The organism is Candidatus Zixiibacteriota bacterium, from assembly GCA_034003725.1.
GTDB lineage: Bacteria > Zixibacteria > MSB-5A5 > GN15 > FEB-12 > WJMS01.
In genome coordinates this window covers 201,323-215,043 of the sequence record JAVEYB010000003.1, presented here as the reverse complement: position 1 = coordinate 215,043, position 13,721 = coordinate 201,323, and the positions used below count along the sequence as shown (strand labels likewise).

Annotated in this window: 14 protein-coding genes; 8 read left to right on the top strand and 6 right to left on the bottom strand. The window is 61.1% G+C overall.

The window, feature by feature from the left end:
- Positions 1–31 precede the first annotated feature (31 nt).
- The 3 genes from RBT76_05720 to RBT76_05710 all read right to left on the bottom strand — a co-directional run bounded on the left by RBT76_05720 (position 32) and on the right by RBT76_05710 (position 3,699).
- Positions 32–1,588 carry an OmpA family protein gene (locus RBT76_05720; protein MDX9857267.1) on the bottom strand — a complete coding sequence of 519 codons (1,557 nt, stop codon included), beginning with the start codon at positions 1,586–1,588 and terminating at the stop codon, positions 32–34.
- A 126-nt stretch (positions 1,589–1,714) separates the two neighbouring features.
- Complete coding sequence (locus RBT76_05715) at positions 1,715–2,533, bottom strand: fibronectin type III domain-containing protein (protein ID MDX9857266.1); 819 nt, start codon at positions 2,531–2,533, stop codon at positions 1,715–1,717.
- A complete protein-coding gene (locus RBT76_05710; protein ID MDX9857265.1) occupies positions 2,530–3,699 on the bottom strand; it encodes a Xaa-Pro peptidase family protein in 1,170 nt (389 codons plus the stop codon). Before RBT76_05710 ends, RBT76_05715 begins: the two co-directional genes overlap by 4 nt.
- 70 nt (positions 3,700–3,769) lie before the next feature.
- On the opposite strand from RBT76_05710, the gene RBT76_05705 reads away from it, so the two are divergent.
- On the top strand, positions 3,770–4,159 hold the full coding sequence (locus RBT76_05705) for a DUF5684 domain-containing protein (GenBank protein MDX9857264.1): 390 nt from the start codon (positions 3,770–3,772) through the stop codon (positions 4,157–4,159).
- Between the two features lie 1,092 nt (positions 4,160–5,251).
- Here RBT76_05705 and RBT76_05700 read toward each other — a convergent pair.
- The 3 genes from RBT76_05700 to RBT76_05690 all read right to left on the bottom strand — a co-directional run bounded on the left by RBT76_05700 (position 5,252) and on the right by RBT76_05690 (position 7,695).
- The gene (locus RBT76_05700) at positions 5,252–5,641 is read right to left on the bottom strand and encodes a hypothetical protein (protein MDX9857263.1); all 390 of its coding nucleotides are present in this window, start codon (positions 5,639–5,641) and stop codon (positions 5,252–5,254) included.
- A gap of 402 nt (positions 5,642–6,043) precedes the next feature.
- A complete protein-coding gene (locus RBT76_05695; protein ID MDX9857262.1) occupies positions 6,044–6,808 on the bottom strand; it encodes a citryl-CoA lyase in 765 nt (254 codons plus the stop codon).
- A 23-nt stretch (positions 6,809–6,831) separates the two neighbouring features.
- Positions 6,832–7,695, bottom strand: a complete 864-nt coding sequence (locus RBT76_05690; GenBank protein ID MDX9857261.1) for a hypothetical protein — start codon at positions 7,693–7,695, stop codon at positions 6,832–6,834.
- Between the two features lie 237 nt (positions 7,696–7,932).
- On the opposite strand from RBT76_05690, the gene RBT76_05685 reads away from it, so the two are divergent.
- The 7 genes from RBT76_05685 to RBT76_05655 are packed head-to-tail and all read left to right on the top strand — an operon-like array spanning position 7,933 to position 13,716.
- Complete coding sequence (locus tag RBT76_05685) at positions 7,933–8,646, top strand: hypothetical protein (protein MDX9857260.1); 714 nt, start codon at positions 7,933–7,935, stop codon at positions 8,644–8,646.
- A gap of 30 nt (positions 8,647–8,676) precedes the next feature.
- Positions 8,677–8,910, top strand: coding sequence for a 4Fe-4S binding protein (locus RBT76_05680; protein ID MDX9857259.1), 234 nt, complete (start codon positions 8,677–8,679; stop codon positions 8,908–8,910).
- A gap of 19 nt (positions 8,911–8,929) precedes the next feature.
- Positions 8,930–10,057, top strand: coding sequence for a 3-methyl-2-oxobutanoate dehydrogenase subunit VorB (gene vorB, locus RBT76_05675; GenBank protein MDX9857258.1), 1,128 nt, complete (start codon positions 8,930–8,932; stop codon positions 10,055–10,057).
- A 3-nt stretch (positions 10,058–10,060) separates the two neighbouring features.
- Positions 10,061–10,831 carry a thiamine pyrophosphate-dependent enzyme gene (locus RBT76_05670; protein MDX9857257.1) on the top strand — a complete coding sequence of 257 codons (771 nt, stop codon included), beginning with the start codon at positions 10,061–10,063 and terminating at the stop codon, positions 10,829–10,831.
- Positions 10,831–11,406, top strand: coding sequence for a 2-oxoacid:acceptor oxidoreductase family protein (locus tag RBT76_05665; GenBank protein MDX9857256.1), 576 nt, complete (start codon positions 10,831–10,833; stop codon positions 11,404–11,406). Before RBT76_05670 ends, RBT76_05665 begins: the two co-directional genes overlap by 1 nt.
- On the top strand, positions 11,403–11,858 hold the full coding sequence (locus tag RBT76_05660) for an NAD(P)H-dependent oxidoreductase subunit E (GenBank protein MDX9857255.1): 456 nt from the start codon (positions 11,403–11,405) through the stop codon (positions 11,856–11,858). The genes RBT76_05665 and RBT76_05660 overlap by 4 nt, the downstream gene beginning before the upstream one ends.
- Position 11,859: 1 nt before the next feature.
- Positions 11,860–13,716: an NADH-ubiquinone oxidoreductase-F iron-sulfur binding region domain-containing protein gene (locus RBT76_05655; GenBank protein ID MDX9857254.1), complete on the top strand. Its 1,857-nt coding sequence runs from the start codon at positions 11,860–11,862 to the stop codon at positions 13,714–13,716.
- Positions 13,717–13,721 lie beyond the last annotated feature (5 nt).

Here is a 13,721-nt window from a genome sequence, read left to right as displayed (position 1 = left end):
ATGTTTCCGCTCACGTCGCGCTCGCGCCCCGCTACTGCATTATGATGATATCGATCCGTCGGTTTTTCGCGCGACCTTCCGCGCTCTGATTGGAAGCCACCGGTTTTTCCGAACCGTAGCCGACGGCCGTCACGTTTTCCGCGGCGAGCGACATGGATTGACGAAGGTATTGCATCACCGCGTACGCCCGCTTCTCAGACAGCTGCTGGTTGGTTGTTTCGTTGCCCGTAGCGTCCGTGTGACCTTCGATTCGCAGACGCGCCTCGGGGAACATCGCCACCACTTCCTGCACTTTCTGGAGGAGCGGAGCCTGCTTATCGGTGATGTCGGACTTGCCGACGTCGAAGGCGAGACCGTGCAGCCGAAGAACGATGTCGCCTGACGCGTTGAACAGCACATCACCCTCGGACGGGTTGATGATAGCCTTGGCCATCCTGACTTTCGCTTCGCGCTGCTGACGCACCTCGAGTTCGGCCGAGACCTGCTCGTGCTGTTGCGACAGCTCCGACAGGCGCTGTTTTTCCGTCTCGATCGTCTTCGCGAGTTCGCTCGTACGGTCGAGCAGATCGGATACGCGCGCATCAAGCTGGGTCGCCCGCGCGACAAGATCGTCGTCGCCGCCCGGTTCTGCGCCCAGTCGATGGAGTGTAGCGGCCATGGTCTCCGACGCCTGATCGTCGGCGGCGCTCAACTGCTGATGCTGCGATTGCAGGCGTGCGATACCGGCTTTCGCCGAATCTGCGGCGGCTGACGGCCCCCGGTCAAACGGCAGGAGCTCGTAGCCGAGGGCGGAGCCGATCTTGTCCATCTCAATCTCGTACACGAGCATCAGTTTCTCCCACGCCTGATCATTGCGATTGAGGGAGCGGACGCTCTGGGCGATGTTTGATGCGTGGCGCGCCTCATATTCGGCTCGTTCGGCATGAACGGTCGCCTGAACGCGGTCGTACCGGTTGAACAGCAGCACCGAGTCGGCCTTGGCGCGGGCCGACCGCGCCTTGTCCAACGTAACCGGCGCATACTTGACCGCCTCATCGTTGACCGCCTCGGAGATCAGTCGGTCGGCCGTCCCCAGCAGATCGACCTGGATAGCGGCGAGCTCCGCGGCGTCAAACAGCGCCACTGCCTTCTCGGCCTCTTTGAGACCGTCCTTGACGCCGCCCGCTTCGATTTTCTCCGTCCCCTTCATGAACTGGATTTCGGCTGCCTGATACAACTCCGGTACCAGCTCATGCGCCCGGGCGTCGCGAGCTTTCGCGCGAGGGCCGACATAATCGGCGAGCATCAGCCGCGCGACTTCGGTCGCCTTGAAGGCGCTTTCCACGAATTCCTGCGACTGTGCGACGTACTTGTCGATTTCCGTCTGCACCTTGCCGCGCTCGGCCTGCATTTTGGCGTCGTCGTATTTGTCGAGCGCCTTCTGGAAGGTCTTCGGGGCGAACACCGGCGCTTCGACCGCGCGCGCCGAGTCAATCAGTGTCGCGAGTTCGTCCAGGCTGACGGCCTCCGCCGACGACACAGCGACGCACGCCGCGGCGAGACACACTGCCAGCAGGCGGGCATATAATCCCGCAGATATGGTTTTCATAATCCTGCTCCCGGATTGTGTGGTCGGTTGTATGACATCCCAGAAGTACGCAAAACCGTCCGTCCGGGCAAGCAATAAGTGGACCCGGATTATCGACGAGCCCGCTGCCGGGGGCGGTCGCGCAGCCTAAAACAGCAGTACGTCGGGAAGGGAGCAGTAGGCGTACCACAACTGCACGATGGCATCGGGACCGGCGCCCGCGACTCCGGTCACATTGATCAGGGCATGCGTGTTGTCGTCGGTGCGCACGAGCACCCAGTCCCCGACCGTTATCTCCACGCGATCATCGGCAGGACGGCCGGTGTAGTCGGCCAGCGACGCGCGGGCGTCATCGAGCGAACCACGCACCGGCAGCTTGTACAGCCGGGAGTTGCGCAGAAACCCGTTGAGCCGGATGGGAGAGGCCAGAAAGTGCGATCCGGCGGCGTTGTAGTAGTAGAGATCGTTAGCCAAATCGTCGGCTTCGACAAAGCCGTCGGACACGAACGAGAAGCCGTCTTGCTGAGCGTTGTACCGCATGCCGAGGTCCATGACGCCACGGCCGCCGGTCGCGGTCATCACCTCGTTGGACGGCGCCGACAGGGTGCGGTCGGGATAGACGGCGCGGACCGAGACATAATATGTGGCACCCTGGGTAAGGCCGGCTGCTTCGAAGTGTTCGATATTGTCGGTCGGATCGGTATCGCCCGGGGAGGGCGCCGGATTGAACGGCTCCGGGTATGGTCCCGACAGCGACGCCAGCGGCGTCTGACTGATGTAGATGTTATAGCCGCTGAACAGGCCGTCGCCGCGTTTTTCCCAGGTGACGGTGAGTTTTTCATGTCCGGGCTCGACGCGCACGTTAACGGGCTGAATCGTCGGCCGCGTTTCATCAGCAACTTCCTTCTTGCCGCCGCATGACAGCGCCAGAAGCAGAAGACACACAAGCGGAATAAGCCGTTTCATCTGATAATCAACTCCACTTGTCGCGGGCACAGGAACTCGGCGCCGCGACCGGTTACACGTACGTCTTCCTCGAGCCCCACGCAGCCGATCCCCGGCAGCAGGATTTCGAGCTCGAGCGTAAAGACATTATTTTCTTCGAGCGGCATCATCGGAGTCGAGCCGTAGCGCTCCCACTCGGGGCCGATAATGGCGCCGCCATCGTGAACGGATCGGCCGAGCTGATGTCCGAGTGCGTGCTCGTACGCAGGATACCCTTCGTCGCGCAGCATGCTCCGCGCGAGCGCGTCGATCTCGCAGCCGCGCGCCCCGGGGCGGGTGACTCGCGCGGTCTCCGTAATGATGCGGTTGACCGTCTCAAACGCGTCGCTCAGCTCCCCGGGCGGAGAGGCCTCGCCGGGTCGGCGGAAATAGATCAGCCGCTGCAAGTCCGAGCAGTAGCCGTCGAGCTCGACGCCGAAGTCGATATGCATGAGGTCGCCGTGCGCGAGTCGGGCGTCGGTGGGCAGGCCGTGCCCCGGACTGGTCTTGTCGCCGGCGTTGACGGCTGTCTCGAATGAGGTCTTTGCGCCTCGTGCGTGGATGAGTCCGTCGACCACCGCGGCCACGTCCCGCTCGGACATGCCAACGGCGATCTGCGGCCCGGCTTCGTTCCAGACGTCGACCGCCATCGCGGCCGCCGCCGTGAGGCAAGCGATTTCAGTCGGCGTCTTGCGGCTGCGAAGCGCCGAACAGACGGCCTGAGCGGACACCAGCCGATCCCGGTGCGGCGTATTTTTCATGTATTCGCACAGCGCGAGATACATCCCGTGCGTGAGACCGTCGGCGGCCGGGTTATCGATCGAGTAGTTGACCGCGATGGTCGACGGGTCCAGCTCGCGCAGCAGCCTCCGGATCGACTCTCCCACGCCTTCGGTGTACGTGCGCACGTCGCCGTAGTATCCGTCGCGGGTGAAGATGTCGCGGTCGAAGTTGCCGACAAGGGCAATCGACCGACCCGCGCGGGTGAAGGCAAAAAACGACTGCCAGGTGACGTCGTGACCGACCACCAGGTCGCAGACCGGGTCGGCCAGCATCCGCGTCTCGCGGACAAACACCAGCCACAGGTCAAGGTCGAGTTCGTCGAGAATGCCGGCGGTCTGGCTGATCTTTTCGGCGACAATGGCCATGAATCCGAGTATAGGCCGAATCGGGCGGTCGAACAACAGCTAACTGGCGGGTATCAGCCCGTGTTCATTTTTGCAACAATCCCGAGCGGGCGACCGGCCGGGGGTTGGCGACTCGTATGCCCAGTTCAAGCTGGCTCAGAAGGTCGGTTGCAGCAATAACGCCTGGTGGTCGTTCATTCCGATCCTGAACAGCCTGCTGTTGCTTCAGATGGCGCGAAAGCCGATGTGGTGGTTCCTGCTGATGCTGGTGCCGCTGGTGAACATCGTGATTTTCGCCATCCTGTGGATCGACGTGGCCAAAGCCGTCGGCAAATCCGGGTTCCTCGGATTCTGTACGCTCGTGCCGGTGGTCAATCTCGTAACGGTGGGCATTCTTGCGTTCACCGGTTCGGACAACCGGGAGGGCCCGTTCCCGCCGAAGAGCCCGAGCCAGCCGCGCCAGCCGCAGTCTGTGGCGTAAGCGGTCGGCGACATCTATCGCACAAAAGGCGAACCAAAGCGGTTCGCCTTTTTTTCTGCCGCGCAGCACGGGGCACGGACAGATCCGTTTGTCTCGACACGGACTGCGGCGCGGCAGGTGTCGACATACGACGCGGGCATCCCTCCCTCACGTGTGTGCCACCTCAGATGCTTTTCACACCCGAGGCAGTCTATAGACGCGTGTCGGGGCGGGATCGTTCGACTGCCTGAGCGGTCCGCGGCTGGTCCGTCACCAGTGAAGCGCGGGGCGCGAAAAACGAAAAATTCGCTGTAGTTGCATGTCCCCAATACGGTTACAGAGAAATAGGTTCGTTTTGTCATTTTATGGGGGCCCCCATTTTTGATTCTCCGCCGGATCGTGTTGATGAAGTTGCGGTTAGTATCTATCCGTGTGCCGTACGGCGACATACAACAGTCCTCGTGTCCGTGGCTGACCTCTCTACTAGAGGGGGCTGCGCAATTAAAACCATCGATGCTGTAGTGAAAGCGTGGGCCGGGGGCGCGAGTGTCAGGGCCTGTCGCTCAGGCGAGGGGTCGCCGGTAATCCAACGTCGGGCCGTGGGTTCAAAGACAGACTGGGCCTACGTTTTAATGGCGAACGAGGCAATGGGCGGGCGCCGGATGCCATCGTTCTGTCGCGTGGTGCACGTGGACGGAAACGCACAAGGATGAAAGGAAACCCACCCAAAGGGTGGGCCACCCGGGCGCATGGTGATGTTCAGTGTGTTATGGCGGGTTCGAAGACGGACCCGCCCGACAGCGCTTCTTTCAATGTTTTGGCTTGTCGCAGTCGACCGAGCATGCGGCGGAACGTTTCTGAAAAGCGATGAGATGCCGTCGGGTGTCGTTCGCCTTCGGCGGACTAGCACCCGACGGAACTTCTTTGCGGGATTACTCGGTTTGGGCGAGTCGAACCCACCCCATAGGAGATGGGCTACTCGGTTGGGGGTGAGTCGAGCCCACCCCGGAGGGGTGGGCTACTCGGTTGGAACAGAATCGTTTCACGGGAACCCACCTGGAAGGTGGGCCACCCGGGAAGAAAGACCCCACCCGAGACGGGTGGGCTACTCGGCTACGCTCTGCCGACGGACGCCAGGACCATCAGATCAACAAAGACGGCAGCAAACGCAATCGACTCGACAGCGGGATTGAGTGTATTCGTGAGGAACTGCTGCGACGTAAACGCGACTGCGGGCAAATAGAGCGCCAGACCGATGGTCGCGATCAGTCCGCCGAGGCGGAAGAGTTCGCGGAGTCGGCGGGTTTGTGGTCCCATTTTCAGCATAGTGACGACATTGAGTGTAAACACGACGGCCATCAGTGCGGCGAAGGCGATGAAGCCCCAGGGAATCAGCTTTTTCGATGGTCCGGCGGCGCTGACGAGAATGATCGCCATCAGCAGGAGCATGTTAAGCGGCACCGCGGTGCGGGAGAGTTTGATGATGGTCGAGAAGTGGTGCATGGTGATGTTCAGTGTGTTATGGCGGGTTCGAAGACGGACCCGCCCGACCGTTCAGTCGCGTGGTGCACGAGGACGTACACCACGCACATTGTTTGCCCAAGTTGAGTACCCACAGCAAGCTGTGGGCGACCGAGTGGTATTCCGTGCGTTTCAGCCTTGTCATTCCCACCCGAGACGGGTGGGCTACTCGGGCCACAAAAGGGTTACCCATGTAGTGAGTCTCATCTGTTACCCATGTTGAGAAACGCACAAACTGAAGAAGAAACCCACCCAAAGGGTGGGCCACCCGGGCCACGCACATTGTTTGCCCAAGTTGAGTCCCCACAGCAAGCTGTGGGCGACCGAGTGGTATTCCCTGCGTTTCAGCCTTGTCATTCCCACCCGAGACGGGTGGGCCACCCGTTACATACCTCTCTCCGGCGGGCCGTCGTACTCGAACGGCATCGGGCCGAGCTTGCGCATCGGCTTCTCCCTCGTCATCTCCTCATACGCATGGGCCAGCAGACCCGGCATGCGCGAGATGATGAAAAAGCCCTTGCCGAGCCGCCAGTCGAAGCCCATGTCGGAGATCACGGCCGCGATAGCGCCGTCGACATTAATCGGCAGGGCCTTGCCGAGTTTATCGTTGAGCGCTTTTTCGATCGCTTTGCACAACTCGATGTGTCGGCCGGAGTAGCCGTGCGTGGCGGCGATATCAAAGAGCTTGCCGGTGCGCGGATCGACATTGTGCAGCCGGTGTCCGAAACCGGGCATGCGGATTTTCTTTTCAGAGAGCCAGTCGACGATCTGTGATGCGAGGTGTGCGGGGTCGCCGTCCTTTTTGGCCCACTCCTGCATGATTTTTGCCGACTGCTCGATCGCGCCGCCGTGCGAGTCGCCGATGACGAGGACGCCGCCGGCGAGCGCGGCGTTGAGCGAATTGCCGCCGGAGACGACAGTGCGGGTCCCCAGCACCGACGGCGGTGACGCACCGTGGTCAACCGATGAAACGAGGATCGCGTTCATCAGGGCCGCCTCGGCCTTGTTCGGCAGTTCTCCCTTGAGAATGAGATAGACCGTCTCCGCGTAGGAGAGCCGTTCCATGATATCGGTGATCCGGTAGCCCCGGACGTTTATTTTGCCGGGCCCGATATCGGTGATCGACGTACGCCACTTTTCCTCGGCCATACATACACCCCTTATGCGAAAGATTATCTCACGTTTTTATAGGATTGCCAGATGGAGTCGGGCACGTACTCGCGGGCGAAGGCGAGCCAGTCGGCCTGCAGCGAATCGGTCGTGCGGTTGAACTCGCGGATGACCATCTCGTTGAAGATCAGTTTCGACGAATACGCGCGGCGCAGGGTCGCGGGACCGAAATCGGCAAGGACATAGGCGATAAACGAGGCCGCCTCGGCGGACTGCTCCCGCTCCGTATCGCTGTCGATCGAGGTGTCGCGGACGAGGCTGTCCAGCGGGATGAATCGGCCCGCCTCGATCAGGTCATAGACGCCGCGGTGGTAGTTCTGGCCGGAGAAATCAAACAGCGCGCGAAGACCGTGGCGCCAGAACCCGTACTTGGGCGTGCCGGGCGCCCAGTGCGGGATCATCCAGTCGGTCAGGGTCGGTCCGACAAACGACGGGACCCAGAAGTGGATGATGCTGTCCTGTGCGAACGGGTACAGACGTCCGGTGAGTTCCCGCCCCTGACCGTAGCCGGTGTACGTGAACACGACCAGCGTGTCCCACGGGCGGGTGATGCCGAGGATCTCGCTGATGTTAGTAATGGAGCGGTTGTACATCGTGCACCGATCGGGGAACTCGGCCTCGTGCAGGTGCAAAGGCGGATGAAACAGTTTCACCTGTCCGCACTCGTAGAATTGCCATCCCGCATATTTCGGGTCGTCGTAAATCGATGGTCCGTCGGGAGCGGGCCGGTCACCGCGTTTCTCAGCCCGGCTGCAGGAGACAAAAAGCAAACCGAGGCAGACGAGCGACACCACGGCGATCCAGATGAAGGTGATTTGTTGGCCGCGACGGCGGGCGACAGATTTTATATGAAAAACAGGAGCCATTAGGTACCCTTATTAAGGCATAAGTATTTACAGCGGCACAACATAATAATCTTCGACGACTCTGTCAAGGCGACCATCTTCGTTATTTTTTTCACAACTGCGCTTGACTTTCGGTGGTTGGCGGGCGATATTAGTAATCGAAGAGTAATTAGGACGTTTTTGGTTTCTATTATACAAGGGCAGACCGGACAGCGGCTTACAGAGTCGGTGCGGCTGCCGTACACGTCCGAGGGTGTCATGGTTGAATTGGGACAATATAGACTTCCTTCGTTCAACAAGCGCCTGCTGGTGATTGTCGGCGGGTATGGTTCGGGGAAGTCGGAAGTGTCCGTAAACCTGGCGCGCTTTCTCGCCCTCACGCAGCCCGAACCGGTGGCTATCGCGGATCTTGATATTGTCAATCCGTATTTCCGCTCGCGTGAGGCGGCATCACAGTTGGCGGCGCTGGGTGTTCGTTCGATCGTTCCCCCCGGCGACCAGGTGCATGCCGACCTGCCGATAATAATCCCCGAAATACACAGCGCGATCAAGCAGCACGACGGGTACTTGATCCTCGATGTCGGCGGCGACGATGTCGGATCGCGTGTATTGAGTTCGCTGGCCGACGCATTTATGCCGGACAGCTACGAGCTTTTTCTGGTGCTGAACGCCAACCGGCCGTTTACATCGACGGTGGAGGGAACGCGGAAGCTGATCGGGGAGATCGAGACGGCCTCGCGGCTTCGGTTTACCGGGCTGATCGGCAACACCCATTTGCTCGAATATACGACCACGGACACGGTGCTGCAGGGGCTGTCGCTGACGCGGCACGTCAGCGAGGCGACCGGGCTGCCGATCGTGTTTGTCAGCGCCCTCCGTCCGATCGTCGAAGAGATGACATCGCGTGTGAAGGATCTCGCGGCCCTGCCGCTGGACCGGTCGCTGGTCAAGCCGTGGGAGAAGCGGGCCTGACGGGAGTGCCTGCAGATAAAGGGAGACCGCATGCCAGGCGTTACAATCGACAAAAACCATTGCAAGGGTTGTGAGCTGTGCGTGAAAGCCTGTCCGCAGCAGATATTGTCGCTGTCGAAAGACATCACGGTGCGCGGGTATTTTTACGCGCAGATGCACGACCCGTCGCGCTGTATCGGCTGCACCATTTGTGCGATCACGTGTCCCGATGCCGCGATCGAGGTTCACACGCACGGGACGAGGTACGTGCTGTTCCAGTATTGAGCTGCGTAGAGGAACCGGTATGGCGAGAATATTGATGAAGGGCAACGAGGCGATCGCCGAGGCGGCGATCCGGGCAGGCGCGACCAACTATTTTTGTTACCCGATCACGCCGCAGACGGAGGTGGCGGAGTATCTGGCGCGGCGCATGCCGGAGGTGGGCGGCGTCTTCCTGCAGGCCGAGAGCGAGATCGCGGTGGGCAACATGCTGTTCGGCGCGGCGTCCACTGGGCGGCGCGTGTTTACATCGTCGTCGAGCCCCGGCATCTCCCTTATGCAGGAGGCGATTTCATATATCGCGGGCGCGCAGCTGCCGTGCGTCATGCTAAATATCATGCGCGGCGGTCCGGGCCTCGGCGGCATACTTCCCGCGCAGTCGGATTATTTCCAGGCGACCAAAGGCGGCGGACACGGCGACTACCGCGTGTTGTGTCTGGCCCCGTCCTCGATCCAGGAGGCCGTGGATTTGACGATGAGCGCGTTCCGGCTCGCGGAAAAGTATCGCAACCCGGTGATGATCGTGGGCGACGGCATGATCGGCCAGATGATGGAGCCGGTGGAGTTCCCGGACACATTCGACGCGGGCGATCCGACGGCCAACGAGGCGTGGGCGGCCACGGGCGCCCGGGGGCGCAAGCCGAGAATTATCAAGTCGCTGTTTCTGGATCCGCTCAAGCTGGAAGAGAACTCGCTGACTCTGCACCGCAAGTACGAGCAGATGAAGGCCGAGGAAGTGCGGTTCGAGCGGTACAAGATCAATCCGAAAAACGAGCTGCTGATCGTTTCGTACGGAACGATGGCGCGTATCTGCCAGACGGCGATCGACGAGCTGGAGCGTGAGGGCGTCTCGGTGGGGTTGTTCCGGCCGATCAGCCTGTTCCCCTATCCGGAGAAGGAGCTTCGCGAAGAGGTCGACGCCAAAAACATCGAGTCGATACTGGTGATCGAGATGAGCTGCGGGCAGATGGTCGAGGACGTGGAGCGGGTGGTACAGGGAGTGAAGCCGGTGAGATTTTTCGGGCGGACCGGCGGAATCGTGCCGTCGCCCGAGGAAGCGAAAGAGCAGATCAAGAACCTGTTGAAGAAGTCGGCGCGGGCGAAGGTCGGGCGGACGACCGGGTCGGTTTCGAAGCGCGCGCGCAAGGGATAACCTATGCACATCGAACAGGCACACAAAACGATATTCCGGCGACCGGAGTCGCTTGCCGAGACCGTGACCCATTACTGTCCGGGCTGTACGCACGGGATCATTCATCGGCTGGTGGCGGAGTCGCTGGACGAGTTGGGGCTTCGCGAACGTGCGGTCGGCGTGGCGCCGGTGGGATGCTCGGTGCTGATCTACAATTACTTCAACTGCGACTTTCTGGAGGCGCCGCACGGCCGGGCGCCGGCGCTGGCCACCGGATTCAAGCGTATCCGTCCCGACATGATCGTGTTCACGTACCAGGGGGACGGCGACCTGGCGTCGATCGGCATGGGTGAAATCGTGCACGCCGCCAACCGGGGCGAAAAAATCACCGTTGTATTCGTGAACAACGCGATTTATGGGATGACGGGCGGTCAGATGGCGCCGACGACCCTGGCGGGACAGATCACCTCGACGTGTCCGCACGGCCGCGACACGAGTGTGACCGGGTATCCGGTCCGCATGTCGGAGCTGCTGGCGACGCTGGTGACGCCGGGGTATATCGAGCGCGTGTCGGTGCATTCGCCGATGCACATCATTCGCGCGAAAAAAGCCGTGCGGCGGGCGTTTGAATACCAGACATCCGGGACGTGTTTCTCGCTGGTCGAGGTGTTGTCGACCTGCCCGACGAACTGGGGTCTCACGCCGACCGAAGCGACCAAATGGCTGGAGAAAAACATGTTCAGCTACTATCCGCTCGGCTGCTTCAAGCAGCCGGACAGTGCGGGGGTGCGCTGATGGGACAGTATGAGGTGCTCTGGGCCGGATTCGGCGGCCAGGGAATCATGGTCGCCGGGCAGCTTCTCGCCTACACCGGCATCAAGGAAGGCAAAAACGTGGTGTGGCTGCCGTCGTACGGTCCGGAAATGCGCGGCGGTACGGCTTACTGCACGGTGGTAATCTCGGACGCGCGGATCGGCTCTCCGATCATATCCAGTCCGCGGGCGGCGGTCGTGTTCAACCGACCGTCGTTCGACAAATTCAGCCCCCGGATAAAGGCGGGTGGGTTGCTGATAGTGAATTCGTCGCTGATCGACGTTACCACGGAGCGCACGGATATCACCGAAATTCTCGTGCCGGCCAACCGGATGGCGCTCGACGCCGGGTCGCCGAAAGCCACGAATATCGCCATGCTCAGCGCGTTCGTGGGAGCCACGGGGGTCGTCAAGTATGAGAACCTGCTGGCGGTGCTGGAAGAGAAGCTGGGGTCGAAGAAGGATTTGCTGGACATCAACCGCGCCGTGATGAAAGCGGGGTACGAACTGGGACAAAAAGCCGCGAAGAGCGCCCCCGGAAAGAAGGTAAAGGCATGAAGCACGACCTTGCGAAGGTGCCGGAGATTATCGGTCGTTATCCCCAGCAGCCGTCGTCGCTCATCATGGTCCTTCAGGACATCCAGAAGGAGTTCAGCTTCCTGCCGTGTGAGGCGCTGGAACAGACGGCGAAGTCGCTGGGCGTGCCGCTGTCGAAGGTATTTTCGGTATCGACGTTTTACAACGCCTTTTCTCTGAACAAGAAGGGCGACACGGTGGTGCGGGTGTGTATCGGCACGGCCTGCCATATCCGGGGCGCGCGGCAGATTCAGGAACAGATGGAAACGGCGCTGAAGATCAAAGCCGGCGAGACGACCGCCGACGGCAAGTTTACGCTCGAGGTGGTCGGCTGCGTGGGCGCCTGCGCGATGGCGCCGGTGGTGATGACCAACGAACGCTATCACCCGCAGTGCAAAGTGAACACGGTCAAGAAGCTGGTCGCGAAGAGGTAATATGCGCATCGAGTCCGAAAAACAATTACGCGACTACCGCAAGAAGCTGGTCGACGCCGATCGGAAGCTGACCAAGAAGATCATGGTGTGTCACGGCCCGGGCTGCCTGGCGTCGGGTTCCGAGCAGATCAGCGAGGAGTTCACGAAACAACTCGCGAAGAAACGGATCGCGGGCGTGACGGTGGAGGCGGTCAAAAAGACCGGCTGTCATTCGTTTTGCGAGAAGTCTCCGCTGGTAGCGATCGAGCCCGCGCAGATTCTGTACACCAAGGTGAAGGTGAAGGACGTCGCGGAGATTATCGAAAAGTCAGTCGCGGGCGACGAGGTGATCGAGCGGCTGGTATACCACGACCCGCACAGCAACGAGGCGATCGCGACGTATCCGGACGTTCCCTTTTACAAGTACCAGACCCGTCTGGCCCTGCGCAACCTGGGCAAGATCAACGCGTGTGATATCGACGACTACATTCGGGTCGGCGGCTACGACGGCGCGGCGAAAGCGCTGCTGCACATGACCCCGGAAAACGTGATCGACGAGATTACGAAGTCGAACCTTCGCGGCCGGGGCGGCGGCGGATTTCCCGCGGGCCGCAAGTGGGCGTCGTGCCGGGCGGTCGAATCCGACGTTCGTTATGTCGTTTGTAACGGCGACGAGGGCGACCCGGGGGCGTTCATGGACCGCGCCATCATGGAAGGCGATCCCCACACCGTGCTGGAAGGCATGGTTGTCGCGGCCTTCGCGGTCGGCGCCAACGACGGGTATATCTATGTGCGCGAGGAATACCCACTGGCCGTGATCAACCTGCAGAAGGCGATCGAACAGGCCGAAGGGCTCGGCCTTCTGGGCGACAACATTCTCGGCACCGGCTTTTCGCTGCGGATTCACATCAACCGGGGCGCCGGCGCATTCGTGTGCGGGGAATCCTCGGCGCTCATGCTGTCGGTGGCGGGCAATGTCGGCGAGCCGCGCGCCAAGTATGTGCGCTCGGTCGTCAAAGGCCTTTGGGACAAGCCGACCGTTCTGAACAATGTCGAGACCTACGCCAACGTGCCGTTGATCATCACCAACGGCGCCGAGTGGTTTACATCGATCGGCGCGCCGAAAAACGCGGGCACCAAGGCATTCTCGCTGGTCGGCAAAGTCCGGCATACGGGATTGATCGAAGTGCCGATGGGAACGACGCTGCGCAGGATCGTATTCGATATCGGCGGCGGCCTCCTCAAGGACCGTCCCTTCAAAGGCGTCCAGACCGGCGGACCATCGGGCGGCTGTCTGGCCGAGAAGCATCTCGACCTGTCGGTCGATTTCGATACCCTGACCACGCACGGTTCGATGATGGGATCGGGCGGCATGATCGTGATGGACGACCGGACCTGCATGGTGGACGTCGCGAAGTACTTCCTGTCCTTCCTCGTCTCCGAATCGTGCGGGAAGTGCATTCCCTGTCGGGAGGGGCTCTACCAGTTGCACAAGCTCGCGATCGCCATCAGCGAAGGTCGCGGGACGGAGCAGGATATCGAAAAGATGGAGCGCCTGTCGGAGATGGTGGTGCTGGGGTCATTGTGCGGTCTGGGCAAGTCGGGTCCGAACCCGTTTTTGTCGACCATCTCGAATTTCCGCGACGAGTATCTGGCGCACATTCGGGACCACCGGTGTCCGGCCGGCGTGTGCCGCGAGTTGATCACGTACGAGATAAACCCCGAGAAGTGCGACGGCTGCATGGCCTGTATTTCCGCCTGTGCGGTGCACGCCATCACGGGCAGGAAAACCAAACCGCACGTCATCAACCAGGAGCTGTGCACCAAGTGCGGCGCCTGCGTGGCGGCGTGCACCCGGGACGCGATCGCGGTCTTTTAGGGAGT